Annotated in this window: 14 protein-coding genes; 12 read left to right on the top strand and 2 right to left on the bottom strand. The window is 73.4% G+C overall.

The window, feature by feature from the left end:
* Nucleotides 1-270 precede the first annotated feature (270 nt).
* Complete coding sequence (locus E4622_RS09485; RefSeq protein WP_134739956.1) at nucleotides 271-3,861, top strand: M14 family zinc carboxypeptidase; 3,591 nt, start codon at nucleotides 271-273, stop codon at nucleotides 3,859-3,861.
* A gap of 112 nt (nucleotides 3,862-3,973) precedes the next feature.
* On the opposite strand, the gene E4622_RS09480 is transcribed toward E4622_RS09485, so the two are convergent.
* Complete coding sequence (locus tag E4622_RS09480; RefSeq protein ID WP_167736037.1) at nucleotides 3,974-4,855, bottom strand: LysR family transcriptional regulator; 882 nt, start codon at nucleotides 4,853-4,855, stop codon at nucleotides 3,974-3,976.
* Between the two features lie 82 nt (nucleotides 4,856-4,937).
* Between E4622_RS09480 and E4622_RS09475 the strand changes: the two genes are divergently transcribed.
* Nucleotides 4,938-6,179 (top strand): MFS transporter, encoded by a 1,242-nt coding sequence (locus tag E4622_RS09475; protein WP_134739954.1) that lies wholly within the window; start codon nucleotides 4,938-4,940, stop codon nucleotides 6,177-6,179.
* 12 nt (nucleotides 6,180-6,191) lie between these two features.
* Here E4622_RS09475 and E4622_RS09470 read toward each other — a convergent pair whose 3' ends face one another.
* On the bottom strand, nucleotides 6,192-6,893 hold the full coding sequence (locus E4622_RS09470) for a GntR family transcriptional regulator (RefSeq protein ID WP_134739953.1): 702 nt from the start codon (nucleotides 6,891-6,893) through the stop codon (nucleotides 6,192-6,194).
* 180 nt (nucleotides 6,894-7,073) lie between these two features.
* On the opposite strand from E4622_RS09470, the gene E4622_RS09465 reads away from it, so the two are divergent.
* From E4622_RS09465 to E4622_RS09420, 10 genes are all read left to right on the top strand, one after another.
* Nucleotides 7,074-8,369, top strand: a complete 1,296-nt coding sequence (locus E4622_RS09465) for a substrate-binding domain-containing protein (RefSeq protein ID WP_167736036.1) — start codon at nucleotides 7,074-7,076, stop codon at nucleotides 8,367-8,369.
* A 14-nt stretch (nucleotides 8,370-8,383) separates the two neighbouring features.
* Nucleotides 8,384-9,397 (top strand): ABC transporter permease, encoded by a 1,014-nt coding sequence (locus E4622_RS09460; RefSeq protein WP_134739951.1) that lies wholly within the window; start codon nucleotides 8,384-8,386, stop codon nucleotides 9,395-9,397.
* 1 nt (nucleotide 9,398) lies between these two features.
* A complete protein-coding gene (locus E4622_RS09455) occupies nucleotides 9,399-10,988 on the top strand; it encodes a sugar ABC transporter ATP-binding protein (RefSeq protein ID WP_134739950.1) in 1,590 nt (529 codons plus the stop codon).
* Nucleotides 10,985-11,959, top strand: a complete 975-nt coding sequence (locus E4622_RS09450) for an ABC transporter permease (RefSeq protein ID WP_134739949.1) — start codon at nucleotides 10,985-10,987, stop codon at nucleotides 11,957-11,959. The genes E4622_RS09455 and E4622_RS09450 overlap by 4 nt, the downstream gene beginning before the upstream one ends.
* 2 nt (nucleotides 11,960-11,961) lie before the next feature.
* Nucleotides 11,962-12,855, top strand: a complete 894-nt coding sequence (locus E4622_RS09445) for a carbon-nitrogen hydrolase family protein (RefSeq protein ID WP_167736035.1) — start codon at nucleotides 11,962-11,964, stop codon at nucleotides 12,853-12,855.
* A gap of 3 nt (nucleotides 12,856-12,858) precedes the next feature.
* Entirely contained in the window at nucleotides 12,859-13,833 is a 975-nt protein-coding gene (locus tag E4622_RS09440) for a cyclase family protein (protein WP_134739947.1), read from the top strand.
* Nucleotides 13,833-16,688 carry an FAD-binding and (Fe-S)-binding domain-containing protein gene (locus tag E4622_RS09435; protein WP_134739946.1) on the top strand — a complete coding sequence of 952 codons (2,856 nt, stop codon included), beginning with the start codon at nucleotides 13,833-13,835 and terminating at the stop codon, nucleotides 16,686-16,688. Before E4622_RS09440 ends, E4622_RS09435 begins: the two co-directional genes overlap by 1 nt.
* The gene (gene lhgO, locus E4622_RS09430; protein ID WP_134739945.1) at nucleotides 16,685-17,872 is read left to right on the top strand and encodes an L-2-hydroxyglutarate oxidase; all 1,188 of its coding nucleotides are present in this window, start codon (nucleotides 16,685-16,687) and stop codon (nucleotides 17,870-17,872) included. Before E4622_RS09435 ends, lhgO begins: the two co-directional genes overlap by 4 nt.
* 6 nt (nucleotides 17,873-17,878) lie before the next feature.
* The gene (locus E4622_RS09425; RefSeq protein ID WP_134739944.1) at nucleotides 17,879-18,634 is read left to right on the top strand and encodes a sulfite exporter TauE/SafE family protein; all 756 of its coding nucleotides are present in this window, start codon (nucleotides 17,879-17,881) and stop codon (nucleotides 18,632-18,634) included.
* Nucleotides 18,635-18,727: 93 nt separating this feature from the next.
* Nucleotides 18,728-19,288, top strand: coding sequence for a hypothetical protein (locus E4622_RS09420; protein ID WP_134739943.1), 561 nt, complete (start codon nucleotides 18,728-18,730; stop codon nucleotides 19,286-19,288).
* Nucleotides 19,289-19,355 lie beyond the last annotated feature (67 nt).

Raw genomic sequence — 19,355 nt, 5'->3', positions numbered from 1 at the left:
CGAGGGCGAGCGGGTCCCGGCCGGCGTCGTACGCGTTCAGGGCGAGAGTCTAGAGGGCGGCCTCCTAGCGTCGCCGAGTGGCGATCGACAGGCACCTTCCGACGATTCCTCGAGAAAAGTACGCGGAATCGGTTGACGCGTGTCAACGGACCTGGTTGGTTTTCTGCACCCCCCGGACCTTCTCGGGCCACCCTCCGTTCACGACCGGACCGCCACTGTCCGGCCGGTCGATGTGGCGCGCGCGAAGCGTCCCTTCGTGAAGGAGCGCGCATGTCCCTACCCCACCGACGGCACGGCTGGAGGAGGCGCGGGCTCGCACTCGCCGCCCCCGCCGCTCTCGTGCTGGCCACCCTGTCGTTCACCGGCACGCCGTCCGGGGCCGCCGCCACGGCCGACCCCGACGTCGTCCTCGAGCGGCTGCCCGACGAGGAGGCGATGGTCGTCGAGGTGCGCCTCGCCGACACCGCCGAGCTGGACCGCCTGGTCGCGACCGGCGTCGACCTCGACCACGGCGTCGAGCAGGGCCCCGACGGGCTGTCGGTGCGCGCGGTCGTCACCGACAGCGAGATCGAGCAGCTGAAGGCCGGCGGCTACGACGTCGGCGAGATCCTCTACTCCGCCGAGGACTCGGCCAAGGCCCTGGCCGGCCGCGAGGACACCATCGCCGCGGAGCGGGCGGCCAACGCCGGGCTCAAGCGCGGGAAGGCCTCCGGCCTCCGCGCGCTCCCCGGCTCGACGCCCGCGGACTCCTCCGACGTGCGGATCATCCGCGCCGACTACTACACGAGCTTCGGCGCCGGGGTGCTCTCGGTCGAGGCCAAGTGGGCCGAGGGCGCCACGTCCGCCACCCCACTGGTCGTCCAGCGAGACAGCGGCCCCGGGACCCCGATGGGCTCCGGCGGGACGCAGACCATCACGCGCTTCGTCGACGCCGGCGTCTACCTCTACCACCTCGGTGCGACCAACGTGAACGTCGACGTCCGCGGTGAGTCCACCCGTCCCGACCGGGTCCAGATCACCAGCCCGAGCGGCGACGTCGCCATCGCGAAGGTCAACGACTGGCTCCCGACCGGCTCCGAGCAGGACCCGTTCAAGGGCGCCGGCTACCAGGAGGACTTCGTCAACAAGTACCTCGTGCCGACCGAGCTCTACGCCCGGATCAAGCAGCTGGCGGCGACGTACCCCGATCTCGCCGAGGTCGTCGAGCTCCCCAACGCCTCCCAGGGCTACCGGCGCAAGGCGCAGGCGCTGCTCGAGCCGGTCAGCCGGCTCAGCGCGACGATCGGCGGTCGCAGCGTCGACCTCCCGTACGCCGCGGCAGCCAGCGGCGCCTGGGCGACGTTGGCTCCCACCGCCACGACCACGACCGCGCCGGTCGCGGTGCGCCGCGTCACCGCGGCCGCCAACCCGGCCTGGCCGGCGGCGACGCCGAGCATGGGCTGCGGCGCGTTCACCGGCTTCCCGGCCGGCGCGATCGCGGTCATCGACCGCGGTGAGTGCAGCCTGGCCGACAAGGTGCTGAACGCCCAGAACGCCGGCGCCGTCGCCGTCGCCCTGGTCAACGCCACGCCGGGCCTCGCCACCGCTCCCAGCGGTGCCGCCACCCCCACCGGCAGCACGACGGCCGTCACCCTGCCGACCGTCGGCATCTCGCTGCAGGACGCCACCAGGATCCGCAACGGCGGCACCACCGTCACGGGCCAGCTGCTCCCCGTCACCGCGACCCCCAACGCCTCCCGGCTCGGCATCGAGTCCCTGGCCTGGGGCCACGAGGGTGGCAACGACCTCACGGCCCAGATCGTCGACCCCGGCGCGGCTAACGCGGTCCTCGAGGTCACGGTGGCCGGCAACGCCGTCACGATCACTCCCGCGACCGACGGTGCGGGCGCGATCGTCAGCACGGTGGCCGAGGTGGTGGCCGCGATCAAGGCCAACCCCACTGCTGCTGCGCTGGTCGACGCCTACCCCTACCGGGCCGAGACCGGCACCGGCGTCGTGCGTGCGACCCCGGTCATCGCGCTGAGCGACAACCTCAGCGCGCCGGCATGGGTCTCCCGTGACCCGCAGAAGGTCTACGCGATCAAGATCGGCAAGACCCGCGACGGCTCCAAGCCGGGTGTCCTGGCCTACGCCCAGGAGCACGCCCGCGAGTGGGTCCCGCCGCTGGTCACCCTCGAGGCCGCGGAGCGGCTGCTGCGCAACTACTCGACGCACGCCCCCACGCGTGAGCTCGTCGACAACCTCGAGATCTGGATCGCCCCGTCCATCAACCCCGACGGCGGTCACTACTCGTTCTTCGACTTCGCCTCGCAGCGTCGCAACATGACGCGGCACTGCGCGAAGGGCGGGGTCTACGACGCCGCCGGCCGCAACAGCTGGGGCGTCGACCTCAACCGCAACTTCACCGAGTACAGCGCGCACGACGGCTACTCGGGGGCGTCGGCGACGAACTGCACCAGCGACACCTACGCCGGCCCCACGGAGCTGTCCGAGCCGGAGGCGCGCAACGTCGACTGGATGATGGCCAAGCCCAACATGCGCTACTCGATGAACATGCACTCCTCGGGTGACTACTTCATGTGGGCCCCGGGCGCGTACAAGGACGAGGGTCGGGTGACGGCACCTCGTCCGACCGTCGGCGAGGAGGCCTACTTCTGGCAGGCCTCGAGCCGGATCCTCACCGCGATCAAGCGCCAGCGCGGCATGACGGTGACCCCGGCCCGCACGGGCCCGATCATCGACGTGCTCTACTCCGCGGCGGGCAACTCCGGTGACCTCGCCTGGTACAAGTACGGCCTCTACGGCTGGAACTTCGAGGTGGGCCGCACCTTCCAGCCCCCCTTCGAGTCCCTCACGCCGACCGGTCCGGGCGCGCACCAGGAGGCCCTGGAGTACGCCAACGGCCTGATCGAGCTGCTCCGCGTCGCCCGCGACGAGGAGCTGGACGTGAAGGCGCCGACCACGGCGATCGAGTTCGCGGAGACCAGCGACCCCGACCGGGTGGACTTCACCTTCACCTCGGACGAGGCGGCGGAGATCTACTACACGCTGGACGGCACCGCTCCCACGAAGGAGAACGGCATCCGCTGGGAGTCCGAGGGCGACCGCGAGGGCGGCAAGCGCCTGAGCGTCGCCAAGGGCACCCCGATCCACTGGTACGCCGTCGACCCGGCCGACAACGTGGAGGCCGGCTACGACCCGACCGACGCGGCCGACCGGAGCTACCGCAAGTGGATCGCCGACCCGGAGTGGTCGCCGGAGGCGGCCGCGTCGACGGTCGAGCTGTCGCTCGCCCCGACGAGCGTCAAGCAGGGGCAGAAGTCCACGGCCACGGTCACCGTGACCGCGACCAACGACTTCGAGCTCGCGCCCTCGGGCACGGTCACCCTCACGGCCGGCGGCGACACCATCGGCACCCTGCCGGTCGGCGCCGACGGCAAGGCCAGCGGCGCCGTGGGCCCGTTCACCAAGGCCGGGTCCGTCCCGGTCGTGGCGACGTACTCCGGTGACGACGTCACCGCCGGCAGCTCCTCGGCCCCGGTGACGGTGCAGGTCACTGCGGCGCCGGTGGTGAAGGTGGCCTCCAAGGTCGCCGTCACCAAGGTGGCCCCGGGGCGCATCACCCGGAGCACCCGGGCCCGGCTGACCGTGAAGGTCACGGCCTCGGCGCCCGTCGCCGGGCAGGTCGTGGTCCGCTCCGGTGGCAAGGTGGTCGGCCGCGGGACGGTCGGCGCCAACGGCCGGGTCGTGCTGACGCTCTCCAAGCTGGGCAAGGCCGGCAAGAAGACGCTGGTCGTCAGCTACGCCGGCAACGCCCGGGTCAAGGCGTCCACCACCCGCAAGGTGGTGCGCGTCCGCTGACCTGAGCCGAGCACGGGGCCGGCAGCACCCTCGGGTGCTGCCGGCCCTGCTGCGTCCGGGCCCCGGGGGTTGAGGAGCGCCCTGGCGCCTGTCTCGAGACCCTCGTCGTCGCTCAGTGGCCTGCGGCCTCGACCAGCGTGTCCACGAGGGCCCGTGCCGCGGCCCCGAGCGGCTGGTCCCGCCGCCAGTGGAGCGAGACCTCCCACGGCGGCGGGCCGTCGGCGAGGGCGAGCCTGACGCAGTCGCCGGTGGGCACGGCGTCCGGGAGCACCGCGACCCCGACCCCCGCGGCCACGAACCCCGCCACCGACGGCAGGTCCCCGAGCTGGACGACGAGCCGTCGCCGCAGCGACCTCTCGAGCATCGTCCGGTCCAGCAGGACCCGGTTGCCGTAGCCCGCCACGGTGTCCACCCACGGCTCGTCGGCCAGCTCGGCGAGCCGTACCCGCTTGCGCCGGGCGAGGTGGTGGCCCTGGGGGACCAGGGCCACGAACGGGAAGGAGAGGAGCGCGACGGCCTCGAGGCTCGCGTCGTCCTGGTCGCGCAGGCCCGAGAAGGCGACGTCGATGCGGCCGTGGCGCAGGTCGTCGAGCAGGCCGGAGGAGCCGGTCGGGGACGCGACGAGAGCCAGGTCGACCAGGGGGTGGCGACCGCGGAAGTCCGCGACCAGTCGGGGCAGGTCGAGCACGTCGAGCGCGGCGAAGGAGCCCAGGCGCACCCGACCCCGCAGCTCGCCGTCGTCCTCGGCGGTGGCGTCGCGCAGCCGGCCCGCCGCGGCCAGCGTCGCCCGCGCCTCGGGCAGGGCCCGCTCGCCGGCCGGGGTCAGCCGCATGCTCCGCGTCGTGCGCACGAACAGCGTGGTGCCCAGCTCTCGCTCGAGGCTGCGCAGCCCGGCGGACACCGTCGACTGCGCGGCGAAGAGCCGCAGGGCCGCCCGGGTCACGCTCAGCTCCTCGGCGACGGCGACGAACTGCTCGAGTGCGCGGAGCTCCATGCCATGATTATGCGGTCTGATCGATGAGCGCGTCCATGATTCTTCGTTGGACTCACGGAGTCCGACGGCGCACGCTGGTCGCATGTCCACCACCGCCCCCACCAGCGCCACTGCTCGCCCGGTCCTCGTCCCCGACCACACCCACCGCGCCCGCCACGCAGGCGGCTACTGGGTCGTCGCTCTCTCGTTCCTCACGGTCATGGCCTTCGCGACCGTGCCGACGCCGCTCTACGCGATCTACCAGCAGCAGTCCGGCTTCGCGCCGGTCGTGGTGACCGTCATCTTCGCGGCCTTCGCGGTGGGCGTGATGGCCAGCCTCCTGCTCGCCGGCCACCTCAGCGACGCCCTCGGCCGGCGACCGCTCATCCTGGTCTCGATCCTGGTCGAGGTCGTCTCGGCGCTGGTGTTCCTCGCGTCCACCTCGCTGCCGGCCCTGCTGGTCGCCCGGCTCCTCTGCGGGATCGGCGTCGGGACCCTCACCGCGTCGGCCACGGCCCACCTCGGCGAGCTGCGCGGGGTCGCTCGGCCCGGGGCCGGCCCGCGGCACGCCTCGACCGTGGCCGGGCTCGCCAACATCGGCGGCCTCGCGCTGGGCCCGCTCGTCGGTGGGCTCCTCGCGGAGTACGCGCCGGCGCCGCTGGTCACGCCGTACGCCGTGTTCCTGGTGCTCCTCGTCGTGGCTGCGGTGGCAATGAGCCGGGTGCCCGAGACCGTGTCCCGGCCCGAGGTCCGCGCGCCCTACCGTCCGCAACGCGTCGCCGTGCCGCCGGAGGCGCGAAGCGCCTTCTGGGCCGCAGGAGCCAGTGCCTGCGCGGCGTTCGCGGTCTTCGGGATGTTCACGGCGCTCGCCCCGACCTTCCTGGTCACGGTGCTCGGCCACCGCGACCACCTGCTCGCCGGGGCCGTGACGTTCTCCGTGTTCGCCTCTGCCGCCCTCGCCCAGGTGCTCGCCGGCGCCTGGTCGCCCCGGCGCCAGCTCCGCGACGGCACCGCCGCCCTCGTCGTCGGTCTCGCGACCGTCGCCGCCGGCGGCGCCGGGGCCTCTCTGCCGGCGTTCCTGGTCGGTGCGGTCGTCACCGGCGTCGGGGTCGGACTGGTCTTCCGCTCCGCGGTGGCCAGGGCCGCGGCGCTGGCTCCGGCGGAGTCGCGCGGCGAGGTCCTCGCCGCCCTGTTCCTCACCGCCTACGCGGGTCTGACCGTCCCGGTCCTGCTCACCGGCCTGGCCCTGCTGGTCCTCGCTCCGGTCACGGTCCTGCTCGGCTTCGCCGCCGTCACGATGACGGCCGCGGTCCTGACCACGTGGCGCAGCCTGGCGCTCGCCTGAGCGGTCCGGAGCTCAGGCCTCGTAGGCGCCCAGGGCGTCGGCGAAGCTGGCGGCGGCCTCGTCGCCGAACTCCTGGGTGAGCAGCTTGTGCCCGGTGCTGACCAGGTGCTCGTGCATGGACGCCGCCGCCTCGGTCGGCTTGCCGTCGCGCACGAGGCGCAGCAGCTCCAGGTGGGGCTCGAGGATCTCGCCGATCGACTCGGTCCGGTTGGCGGTGCTGACGCCGCTGCTGAGCACGACGTTGCGCAGGCTGTCGACGAACTCGGTCAGCCGCTCGTTGCCGCTGATCGACAGCAGGGTCCGGTGGAACTGGCGGTCCTCGCGCAGGAACAGCTCGGCGTCGTCGGCCGCCATCGCGTCGCGCATCCGCGCGATGTCGGCGTCCAGGGCGGCGACGTCGTCGGGGGTCGCCAGGGACGCCGCGGCGCGCGTGGCCGGCACCTCCAGCAGCAGGCGCAGCGAGAAGATCTCCACCAGGTCCCGGGGGGAGTGCCGCAGCACCACGAAGCCGCGGTTGCGCTGCACCCGCACCATGCCCTCGGCCGCCAGGCGGATCAGCGCCTCGCGCACGGGCGTGCGCGACACCCCGAGCGACTCCGCCACGGTGTGCACCGCGTGCAGCGTGTTGGGCTCCAGGTCGCCGCGCAGGATCGCCGAACGGAGCGCGGACGTCGCGCGGTCGGTCATCGACCCCTGGCTCTGGAGCGGTTCCATCGGACTCCGATCGTCGGGTGTGCCTCGGCGGTGGGTCGCCAGGGGTGAGCGAAGCAGATCGTAACGGTCCGCTCTCACCTGGATCACGAACGTTGACGGTGTGGCATGTGACGTGTTGTATGTTACATGTCAATCGAGGTGACCTGCCGCACATCCACCGTTCGAACGAGGAGCACTGTCGTGACCGCACCTTCAACACCTGAGACCTCGCGGGCAGGCTGGCGCCGATCCGCGCTGGCCGTCCTGCTCGTCGGCTTCGTCGTCCTGCTCACCGCGTGTGGCGGGCTGTCCGCCGACGAGGACGGCGACAGCGCGTCGGCCGACGAGTACACGGCGCTCGGGACGGGCAAGCCCGCCACCGAGGCGGACACCGCCGCCCTCGAGGACGTGCCGGCCTCGGCCCGCGACGCCTACGCCGGCTTCTGGCACTCCACCCGGCTGGGCCCCAACCCCTACGCCGACTGGAAGCCGTCCAAGGCTCCGTGGAAGTTCTGCTACTCCAGCTCCTACCAGGGCAACACCTGGCGCCAGGAGGGCCTGACCGTGGCCGAGGGCATCGTCGACCAGCTCGACGAGCAGGGCCTGGTCGACGGCGACATGATCGTCTCCGACGCCGACAACAACGCCAGCCTCCAGGCCACCCAGGTCAACACCATGGTGCAGAAGGGCTGCGACGTCGTCCTGGTGATGCAGCCCCCGACGGTGGGCCTGTGCAACGCGTTCGAGAGCGCCAAGGACGCCGGTGTCCTCGTGGTCGTCATGCAGACGGGCACCGACTGCACCAACGCGATCCAGTCCGACTTCGGCTCCTACTTCGCCGGCCAGACGTCGGCGAAGTGGCTGGTCGAGAAGACCGGCGGCGAGGGGACGGTCGTCATGTGCGACGGCATCCCCGGCGTCGCGGCGGCCGAGGCGCGGCAGGCCGGCGCCACCCAGGTCTTCGAGGAGGCCGGTCTCACCGTCGAGCACATCACCGGTGAGTGGACGCCCTCGACGATCAAGTCGCAGATGCTTCAGTACCTCACGACCCACCCCGACGACGTGGCCGGCGTCTGGGACGGCGGCGTCTGCGCCGTGCCCGTGACCGAGGCCTTCGAGCAGGCCGGTCGCGACCTGCCGTTCGTCACCGGCTTCGAGGGCGCCTGCGCCTGGCTCGCCAACTGGAAGAAGACGGACAAGGAGTCCATCGGCTTCACCCAGGGCGCCGGCCAGGGAGTCGTCGAGGCGTTCAAGGTCGCGCTGCGCATGCTCGCCGGGCAGCAGCCCGAGCTCAACACGCTGCTCTACCCGCTGCCGGAGATCAACGCCTCGAACTTCGACGAGTTCTACAAGCCGGAGATGACGCTGAGCAGCGGGTGCAACGCCCAGCCGCTCGACGGCGAGTCGGTGCCCAGCAGCTACTACGACGACCTGTTCAGCGGGGGCGACGAGCCGGCGACGTTCGAGTCGCGCCTCGACCAGCTCCCCGTCAAGTAGTCCAGGAGAGGTCGATGTCCACCACCATCACCCACGGGGACCCGTCGCTGGCCGCCGCGTCCCCGCCGCCCCCGAAGCGCAGGACGGCGCGCGCCTCCAGCGTGCTGGTCTACCTGTCGCCGGTCGCCATGTTCGTCGTCCTGACGCTCACCACACCGGGTGTGCTCTCGACGACGGGCGTCATGTCGCTGCTGGTGCTGGCCTCGGTCCTCGGCCTCGCCGCCGTGGGGCAGACGTGGGCCGTGATGATCGGTGGCATCGACCTCTCCATCCCCGCCACCATCGGGATGGCCAACGTCCTGGTGACCACCCTGTACGCCGAGGGGTGGGGCTTCCCCCGCATCGTCCTGCTGGTCGTCGTGGTGTCGCTCGCGATCGGGACCGCCAACGGGCTGCTGTCCAGCCTCTTCGGGCTGCACCCGTTGGTGGTCACGCTCGGCATGGCCTCCCTCGTGACCGGCTCGGTCCTGGTCGCCACCGACGGCAACACCGGCGGTGACGTGCCCGGCTTCATCACCGACGCCGTCTCACCGGTCGGGTCGGTGTGGGGGATCGGCGTCCCGGCGGCGGTCATCCTCTGGCTCGCCACCCTCGCGGTGGTGCTCCTCGTCGAGCGGCGCACCGTCTTCGGTCGCCGGCTCTACGCCCTCGGCAGCAACGAGCGCGCGGCCCGGCTCGCGCTGGTCCGCCCGGTCGTGGTCCGCGTGGTCGTCTACTCCGTGGGTGCGCTGTGCGCCAGCGCCGCGGGCGTGCTGCTCGCCGGCTTCAGCGGCGGCGCGTCGGTCAGCATCGGCGACCCCTACCTCTTCTCCACCATCACCGCGGTGGTCGTGGGCGGCACCTCCCTGCTCGGCGGTGCCGGCACCTACGCCCGCACGGTCGCCGGGGTGCTGGTGACGACCATGTTCACCACGCTGCTGGTCGGTCTCGAGATCGGTCCGAACATGCAGCAGGTGATGCTCGGCGTCGCCATCCTCCTCCTGATCACGGTCTACGGCCGTGACCGTCACGTCGCCCAGAGGCTGTGAGATGAGCACTCCTCCCCTCGAGCCGGCCGTCGTCGAGCTGGCCGGCATCACCCACCGCTACGGCCCCACGGTCGCCCTGAGCGACTGCCGCCTGAGCATCGCGCCCGGCGAGGTGCACGGCCTCGTGGGCGAGAACGGCTCGGGCAAGAGCACCGTCGTCAAGCTGCTCAGCGGGATCATGCGCCCCACCGAGGGCGAGGTCCGCGTCGGTGGCAAGGCCGTCGACCTGCGCTCGCCGGCCGCCGCCCAGCGCCACGAGATCGTCACGGTCTTCCAGGAGACGCTGGTCTCCGACGAGTGCTCGGGCCTGGACAACGTCTTCGCCGGCACCGACGGCATCTTCCGCAGGGCCCGCTCAGGGCGGGCCGAGCGCGAGGCCGCCGAGCGGGTCGTGGCGTCCCTGGGTGCCTCGCCCGCGATCCTGCAGAGCTCGCCGCACCACCTCTCGCTCGCCGAGCGCCAGGTGCTGACCCTCACCCGTGCGTTGGTGCGCCCGTGGAAGCTGCTGATCCTCGACGAGGCGACCTCCGCGCTGGACCTGTCCACCCGCGACCGGCTCTTCGCCGTGCTCGCCGACCACCGGCGCGAGGGGCGCAGCGTCCTCTTCGTCTCCCACCGGATGGACGAGCTCGAGATCCTCATCGACCGCGCCACGGTGCAGCGCTCGGGTCGGACCGTCGGCACCGTGGGCAAGGACGAGGCGACCCCCGCCCGCCTGCTCTCCATGATGAGCGGGCGCAGCGACGCCGGCGAGCACCACGTGCGGGCCGGGGCCCGCTCGAGGCAGGCCGCCGACGTCGTGCTGCGCGGCGTCGACCTGAGCCTGGTCGCGCAGGCGCCGGCGTTCGACCTCGACGTACGCCGTGGGGAGATCCTCGGCATCGGCGGCCTGGACGGGCAGGGCGGCTCCCACCTGGTCGAGGTCCTGGCCGGCGTCCGGCCCACCGCCTCCGGCCGGGTCGAGGTCGACCGCGACGGCTCGTGGACGCGGGTCACCGGCTACCGGCAGGCCTTCCGCTCCGGCATCGCCTACGTGCCCGGCAAGCGCCAGGAGGAGGGGCTGTTCCCCTCGATGACGGTGGGCGACAACCTGTCGATGGCCACGCTGCCGCGGCACGCGCGCGCTGGACTGTTCCGGTCCTCGTCGGTGCTCACCCGGGTGCGCGAGGAGATGACGCGCCTCGGCGTGGTGCCGCACGACCCGTCGTACCCGATCACCGGCCTCAGCGGCGGCAACGCCCAGAAGGTCCTGGTCGGCCGGTGGCTGGCGGCCGAGCCGGACGTGCTGATCCTCAACGACCCGCTGCGCGGCGTCGACCTGGGCACCAAGCGGGACTTCTACGCGCTGCTGCGCGAGCTGACCGAGGCCGGCACGACGGTGGTCATGCTCTCCACCGAGATCGAGGAGCTGCTCACCTGCTGCGACCGCGTGGCGGTCTGCCAGGCCGAGCGCGTCTTCGACGTGCTGGAGGGCGAGGACCTGACCTACGACGCGGTGCTGGCCGCGATGTTCGGGCGCCATGTCTCGGACGAGCAGTCCTCGGACGAGCAGTCCTCGGACCACGACACCCACCGGAAGGTGACGCTGTGAGCGCGACCGTCGCGACCCCCCTGCTCCAGACGGTGGCCCGCAAGGTGCCGTACTTCGTCCCGGCGCTGGTCGCCGTCGCCGTGATGCTCCTCCTCACGGCCTCCGAGAGCGAGACCTTCCTCAGCGGCGGCTGGAAGCTCGTGCTCGTCTACGCCTCCCCGCTGGTCCTGCTCGCGATGGCCCAGGCGCCCGTCGTGCTCAGCGGCGGGGGCGGGCTCGACCTGTCGGTCGGCCCCACCGCGGGGCTGGTCAGCGTGGTCATCGCGGCGGTGCTGATCCCGCGGGACCTCTCGGTCGCGTGGCTGGTCATCGTCGTCGCGCTCCTCACCGGGGCTGCCGCCGGCGCCGTCAACGCGACGCTGGTGACCCTCGTGCGGATCCCGCCCATCATCGCGACGCTCGCGACCTACCTCGTCTTCGCCGGGCTCGCCACCCAGGTGCTGGGCGCCCCGACGGGCTTCCTGCCGGAGTGGATGTCGTGGTTCACCTCCGTCGACGGCGTGCTGCCGAACGTCCTCTACGTCATCCTCGGTGTGGGCCTCGTCTGGCTGCTGCTGACCCGCACGGCCTACTGGCGCAACCTGCTGATGGTCGGCTCCAACGACCGGGCCGCCTACACCGCCGGCGTCAACGTCACGGCCGTGCGGTTCCTCGCCTACCTGCTCACCGGCGTCATGGCCGGGGTGGCGGGGCTCGTGCTGACCGCGGTGCTGGGCGGCGCCGACGCCACGGTCGGCCCGACCTACACGCTGCAGGCGATCGCCGCCGTGGCCCTGGGCGGGCTCAGCCTCGCCGGCGGGCGCGGCGGGCTCTTCGGCGCCGCCGTCGGCGCCGTGCTGCTCTTCCTCATCCAGAACTACCTCACCCTCACCGAGGCCTCGTCCTTCGAGCTGCAGATGGCCTACGGCGTCGTGCTGATCGTCGCGATCGTGGCGAACGGCGCCTGGGACCGCAAGCGAAAGGCACGATGACCATGCCCACCTCCCTCTCCACGACCGGGCCCACCCCCGGCACCACCGTGCGGGTCGCCGCCGGCCAGATCGGCAGCGTCTTCGCCGACGTGCCCGCCAACCTCGAGCGCACGCTGGAGGTGATGGCCGAGGCGCGGGCCGCCGGGGTGGAGCTGCTCGTGCTGCCCGAGTGCGGGCTCACGGGCTACGTCTTCGACAGCCTCGCCGACATGCTCCCCGTCGCCCTGGACCGCGAGGGTCCGGAGGTCGCCGCGGTCGCCGCGGCCGCCGAGCGGCTCGGCCTGGTCGTCGTGATCGGCTTCCTGGAGCGGGTGGGCGGCACGGTGCACAACACCGCCGTCCTGCTGGGCCCGGGCGGGCTGCGCGCCGACTACCGCAAGACGCACCTGCCGTTCCTCGGCGCCGACCGGTTCGTGACGCAGGGGGACAACGAGCCGGTGCTGGTCACCACGCCGTACGGCGTCGTCGGGCTGAGCATCTGCTACGACCTGCGCTTCCCCGAGTGGGCGCGGTGCCTGGCGCTCGGCGGTGCTGACATCATCGTCAACCCCACCAACTGGCCCGAGCCGGCGCAGCGCGTCGCCGAGCTGTACACCCGGGTGCGCGCCGCGGAGAACCACGTCTTCGTGATCGCGGCCAACCGGGGCGACGAGGAGCGGAACGTGCCCTTCATCGGCCGCAGCCAGGTGATCGACCCGGTGGGCACGGTCCTGGCGACCAGCGAGCGCGAGGAGGGCCTGGTCGTCGCCGACATCGCGCCCCTGACCGCCCGCGACAAGGACATCGTCGTCCCCGACGCCGACTTCGCGATCTCGCTGTTCAGCGGGCGCCGCCCCCACCTCTACGAGGCGCTCACCCGCCTGCCCGACCTGACCTCCGACGCCGAAAGGGCCTGAACCATGTGCGGAACCAACTTTGTCGACGAGGCCACCGCCCGCAAGATCGCCGCGGCGGCCGCGACCTTCCGGCAGATCACCACGAGCCCGTTCGGCGAGGACGACGAGATCGGGATGCTCAACCTGATCACCCCCGAGTCGATGCGCGCCGTCATGTCGCGCGCCGACGCCGGGCACACGATCGACCTGAGCGTCGACTACTTCCTGGGCATGCCGTCCTTCACGGCGGCCGGCCAGCCGCCGTACCAGATCTGGATGACCAACACCCCGCGCGGCACCGCCCTCGACGACTCCACCGGCTTCGGAGCTCAGAACGAGCTGGTCGGCTACTCCGGCGACGCCGTCTCGATGTACACCCACTGCGGCACGCACATCGACACGCTCAACCACTTCGGCTACGGCACCAAGATCTGGAACAACTTCGACGCCGACACCTACCTCGGCGCCCGGCACTGGCTGTGCGCCGGCGCGGAGAAGCAGCCGCCGATCATCGCCCGCGGGGTGATGCTCGACGTCGCCGCGCTGCACGGCGTGGACGTGCTGCCGCAGAGCTACGGGATCACCGCGCAGGACCTGGCCGACGCCGCCCGCAAGCAGGAGGTCGAGCTGCGCGTGGGTGACGTGGTCCTCATCCGCGGTGGCCAGATGACGCTGTGGGACGACCCGCAGGCCTACATCACCAACGAGGCCGGCTGCACCCGCGAGGCCGCGGAGTTCCTGGCGCGCGGCGGCGCCGCCGTGGTGTGCTCTGACAACCTGTCCTTCGAGCAGATCCCCTCGACCGAGGAGGGGAACTGGCTGCCCGTGCACACCTATCTCTTCGCCGAGGCGGGGATCCCGATCATGGAGGTCGTCGACATGGAGCGGCTCTCGCAGGAGAAGCTCTACGAGTTCGCCTTCATCGGCGCGGGCATCAAGCTGCGCGGCGCCACGGCGGCGCCGATGCGGCCGCTGGCCATGCCCTTCCTCAGCCGCTAGTGGCGACGGGGAGCTCCTTCGCCGCGCGCCTGCGGGCCGCCGGGGTCGCGGACGTCCTCGACGACTCCACGACCCGGGCGGTCTACTCCTCCGACGCCTCGATCTACCGCGTGGAGCCGCTGCTGGTGGCCCGCCCGCGCGACGCCGACGAGGTGGCCCGCGTCGTCGAGGTGTGCGCCGCCGAGGGGGTGCCGCTCACCTCCCGCGGCGCCGGCACGTCCGTGGCCGGCAACGCCATCGGCGACGGGGTGGTCCTCGACCTCGGTCGGCACCTCGACGCCGTGGTCTCGATCGACCCGGAGGCGCGGACGGCGGTCGTGCAGCCCGGCGTCGTGCACGCCGTCCTGCAGCAGCAGGCGCGGGGGCACGGGCTGCGCTTCGGCCCCGACCCCTCCACCCACTCCCGCTGCACGATCGGGGGGATGATCGGCAACAACGCCTGCGGCTCCCGCACGCTGGCCTACGGCCGCACCAGCGACAACGTCGTGGGCATGGACTTCCTCACCGCCGGTGGGCACGTCCTGCGGACCGACCAGGTGGGCGACCTGGCGGCCGGCGACCCGCGGCGGGTGCTGGTGGACGCCGTACGCCAGGTCGCGTCCTCGCACCTGTCCACGATCCGCACCGAGCTCGGCACCTTCCCGCGCCAGGTGTCGGGCTACGCCCTGGAGCACCTGCTCCCCGAGCGGGGCTTCGACCTGACCCGGGCGCTGGTCGGCAGCGAGGGCACGCTCGGTGTGGTCACCGAGGCCACCGTGCGGCTGGTCGAGGACCCCGCCCACCGCCTCCTCGTGGTCCTGGGGTTCCCGGACATCGCCGCCGCGGGCGACGCCGCCCCGGCCGTGCTGCCGCACCGGCCGACGGCCTGCGAGGGGCTCGACCGCCGCATCGTCGCGACGCTGGTGGAGCGGAAGGGCCCGGACGCCGTGCCGCCGCTGCCGCGCGGCGCGGCCTGGCTGTTCGTCGAGCTCGCCGGCGACGAGCCGGGTGAGCTCCTGCGTCGGGCCGCCGACCTCGCCCGCGACCTGGCACCGCTCGACCACCGCGTCGTCACGGACCCGCTCGAGATCGCGCCGCTGTGGCGCATCCGCGAGGACGGCGCCGGTCTGGCCGGGCGCTCGCCCTCGGGCCGGCCGGCCCACGCCGGCTGGGAGGACGCCGCCGTGCCGCCGCACCGCCTCGGCGACTACCTGCGCGACTTCGACCGCCTGCTCGAGGAGCACGACCTCACCGGCATGCCCTTCGGGCACTTCGGCGACGGGTGCCTGCACGTGCGCCTGGACTTCCGGCTCGGCGAGCCCAGCGGCCCGGCGCAGCTGGCCACCTTCCTCGAGGAGGCGGCCCGCCTGGTTGCCGGCTACGGCGGCTCGCTGTCGGGCGAGCACGGCGACGGCCGGGCGCGCAGCGCGCTGCTGCCGATCATGTACAGCCCCGAGGCGCTCCAGGCGTTCGCCTCCCTCAAGCACGCCCTCGACCCCGGCAACGTGCTCAACCCCGGGGTGCTGGTCGACCCCGAGCCGGTCGACGCCCGGATCCGCGTGGCCTCCGCGGAGCGACCCCGCACCCCGCTGGCGTTCCTCTACGAGCACGACCAGGGCGACTTCTCCCAGGCCGTCCACCGGTGCACCGGCGTGGGCAAGTGCACCGCCGACACGCGGCTCACCGGCGGCGTGATGTGTCCGTCGTACGCCGCGACGCGCGAGGAGAAGGACTCCACCCGCGGGCGGGCCCGGGCCCTCCAGGAGATGCTCAACAGCACCTCGCCCGTCAAGGACTGGCGGGCGCCCGAGGTGCACGACGCGCTCGACCTCTGCCTGGCCTGCAAGGGCTGCGCGTCGGACTGCCCCACCGGCACCGACATGGCGACGTACAAGGCGGAGGTGCTGCACCAGACCTACCGGCGCCGCCTGCGCCCGGTCACGCACTACTCGCTCGGCTGGCTGCCGCGGTGGGCGCGTCTCGCGCAGCCGGTCGCCCGGCTCGTCAACCGGCTGCTGTCCCTTCAGCCGCTGCGCCGGCTCGCGCTGGCCGCCGCGGGTGTGGACCAGCGGCGCTCGCTGCCGGACTTCGCGGAGGAGTCGTTCAGCGCGTGGTTCCGGCGGACGGCGGCGGCCCGCCGCAGCGTCGGCGAGCCGGTGGTGCTGTTCGTCGACTCCTTCACCGAGTACTTCGCCCCCGAGGTCGGCCGCGCGCTGGTCCGCGTCGTCGAGGACGCCGGCTTCCGCCCGCAGCTGCCGGACCGTCGGGTGTGCTGCGGGCTCACGTGGATCTCCACCGGTCAGCTCGACGGCGCCCGCCGGCTGCTGAGCGAGACCGTCGCGACGCTGCACGCGGCCGCGGTCGCCGGCGTGCCCGTCGTGGGCGTCGAGCCGTCGTGCACCGCGGTGCTGCGCAGCGACGCCGTCGAGCTGCTCGGCACCCCGGAGGCCCGGGCCGTGGCCGGCGCCGTGGTCACGCTCGCCGAGCTCCTGCGTCGTACGCCGGACTGGTCACCGCCGGCGGTGGGCGGGCGGGCCGTGGTGCAGCCGCACTGCCACCACCACGCCGTGCTGGGGTTCGACGCGGACCGCGAGCTGCTCGGGCGGGCCGGGGTCGAGGCCCAGGTGCTGGACGGCTGCTGCGGCCTGGCCGGCAACTTCGGGGTGGTGCCCGAGCACTACGACGTCTCGGTGGCGGTCGCGGAGCAGCACCTGCTCCCGGCGGTCCGCGCGGCCGACGACGCCACGGCCGTGCTCGCGGACGGCTTCTCCTGCCGCACCCAGCTCGACGACCTCGCACCGCGTGGTGGCCGGCACCTGGCGCAGGTCCTCGCCGACGCGCTCGACCGTCGCGACGACGACGGGGCCGGCCGGTGAGCGAGCAGGTGGTGGTCGTGGGCGGCGGCATCCTGGGCCTCGCCACGGCCGCCGAGCTCGGCGCCCGGGGGCACCGGGTGACGGTGCTCGAGAAGGAGGACCGGGTCGCCGCGCACCAGACCGGGCGCAACTCCGGGGTGGTCCACTCCGGCATCTACTACGCCCCCGGCAGCCTCAAGGCCCGCTTCGCCGTCCAGGGCGCCCGCTCGCTGGTGGCCTTCGCTCGTGAGCACGGCGTGACCGTCGATGTCACGGGCAAGCTCATCGTCGCCACCCAGGACGGCCAGCTGCCGCAGCTCGAGGAGCTGCGGCGGCGCGCGGAGGCCAACGGCGTCCCCGCGACCGTGCTGAGCCGGGAGCAGGCGCGGGAGCTCGAGCCCCACGTCGCGTGCCTCGCCGCGCTCCGGGTGGGCACGACCGCGGTCGTCGACTACGTCGGCGTGTCCCGCGCGCTGGTCGGGCTGGTCGAGGGGGCCGGCGGCAGCGTGCTGCTCGGCCAGGAGGTCCGCTCGGTCGACTCCGACGGCGCGACGGTCGAGGTCTCGACGTCGCAGCACACGGTGCGCGGCAGCTACCTGGTCAACTGCGCCGGGCTGCAGAGCGACCGGGTCGCCCGCCTGGCCGGGCTGAGCCCCGACGTGCGGATCGTGCCGTTCCGCGGGGAGTACCACGAGCTGCGCGGGCAGGCCCGGCACCTGGTGCGCGGGCTCGTCTACCCGGTGCCCGACCCGGCGCTGCCGTTCCTGGGCGTCCACCTCACCCGCGGCCACGACGGCGTGGTGCACGCCGGTCCCAACGCGGTGCTGGCCCTGGCCCGCGAGGGCTACCGCTGGGGCGACGTCGACGTGCGGGACCTGTGGGAGGAGGTCTCCTGGCCCGGCTCCTGGCGGCTGGCGCGGCAGCACTGGCGCACCGGCGCCGGCGAGGTGGCCAGGTCCGTGCGCCGTTCGCTGTTCGTCCGGAGCGTGCAGGAGCTCCTGCCCGAGCTCACCGGCGACGACCTGGTGCGCTCGGGCGCCGGCGTCCGCGCCCAGGCCGTCGGCCGCGACGGGCGCATGGTCGACGACTTCCACGTCGAGCACGGACCGCGCCAGCTGCACGTGCTCAACGCTCCGTCCCCTGCGGCGACGGCCGCCCTGGAGATCGGCCGCCACCTCGCGGACCACGTCGAAGCCTCGGCCTGAGCCGGGGTGGACGCTCCCTGGTGGCTCCTCGTCCTCGCCGGCGTCGGGGCCGGGCTGTGCGGCTCGGTCGCGGGCCTGGCCTCCGTGGTGAGCTACCCCGCCCTGCTCGCCGCGGGGCTCTCGCCGGTGAGCGCCAACGTCACCAGCACCGTCGCCATGACCAGCAACACGGCCGGCTCCGGGCTGGCGGCGCGGCGCGAGCTGCGCGGCCAGGGCCCGCTGGTGCTGCGGCTGTGCGCCGTGACGGCGCTGGGCGGGTGCCTCGGCGCGGCGCTCCTGCTGACCACGCCGACCTCGGTCTTCGAGGTGCTGGTGCCGTGGCTGGTGGCGCTGGGCGGGGTGAGCCTGCTGGCCCGGGACCGGCTGCGTGTCCTGCTGGCGCGACGCTCCCCCCGGGGCAGTCGCGCCGGCGGTGCCGTCCGGTGGTGGGTGCTGTTCCTCGGGATCGGGCTCTACGGCGGCTACTTCGGCGCCGGCGCCGGCATCCTGCTGCTCGCGGCGATGTCCCTGCGCTACGACTTCGCGCTGCCGGTCACCAACGCGGTCAAGAACCTCGGCTCGGGCGCCGCCAACGTGAGCAGCGCGCTCATCTACGCCGTCGCCGGGCCGGTGGACTGGCCGGTCGCCGGGCTGCTCGCGGCCGGGGCGCTGGTCGGCGGCCTGGCCGGACCGCGGGTGCTGCGCGCCGTGCCCGAGCGGCCGCTGCGCTACGCGATCGGGGCCGCCGGCATCGGCCTCGCCGTCCACCTGCTGGCGGGCTGACCAGGGCAAACGCGCTCGCGATAGGAGCCCTCTTTGCTTCCGGAGGGCCGGGGCCGGGTACCTCAGGCGAAGTCGAGAAGCTTGGAGGGACCCATGTCCACCACCACCATCATCATCCTCGTCGTCGTCGTGCTCGTGCTGCTCGCCGTCATCGGCGTCGCGCTCGCGATGGCGAACAAGAAGAAGGCCGAGTCACGGCGCCACGAGGCCGAGCGGCTGCGCCACGAGGCCGGCAGCCACCAGGGCGTCCTGACCGAGACCCAGCGCGACGCCAAGCAGGCGGAGGCCGAGGCGGAGATCAAGCGCGCCGAGGCCGAGCGCGCCGAGCAGCGGGCCGCCGAGGCGCGCCAGAGCCACCACGTCGAGGAGGCGCGCGTCGAGGACCGGCTGCGCGAGGCCGACCGGATCGACCCCGACGTCGACCACAAGGCGAAGGACTACCAGCCCGGCGCCGTCGGCACGACCGACCCGGCCGGCCCGGCCGACGCCACGGTGACGGACCCGTCGGGCACGCACGCGACCTCGGGGACCACGACGGCCGACCCCGGCCCCGTGGACCCCTCGGACCCGGCCTCCCCTCCGGCGCCGGCGGCACCCTCCCAGGGCAGCCACCGCGCGACGCCGGACGGCTCCTCCGGCGGCGGCACGGTCTGAGGCACGCTCGGTCCCGGTTTTCCCGCCGGACACACGCGCGAAGCACAACCTTCATCGGTGCACGGAA

Origin of the sequence: Nocardioides sp. 503 (genome assembly GCF_004522095.1) — a bacterium.
Lineage (GTDB): Bacteria > Actinomycetota > Actinomycetes > Propionibacteriales > Nocardioidaceae > Nocardioides.
This window is presented reverse-complemented; position numbering and strand designations above follow the sequence as displayed.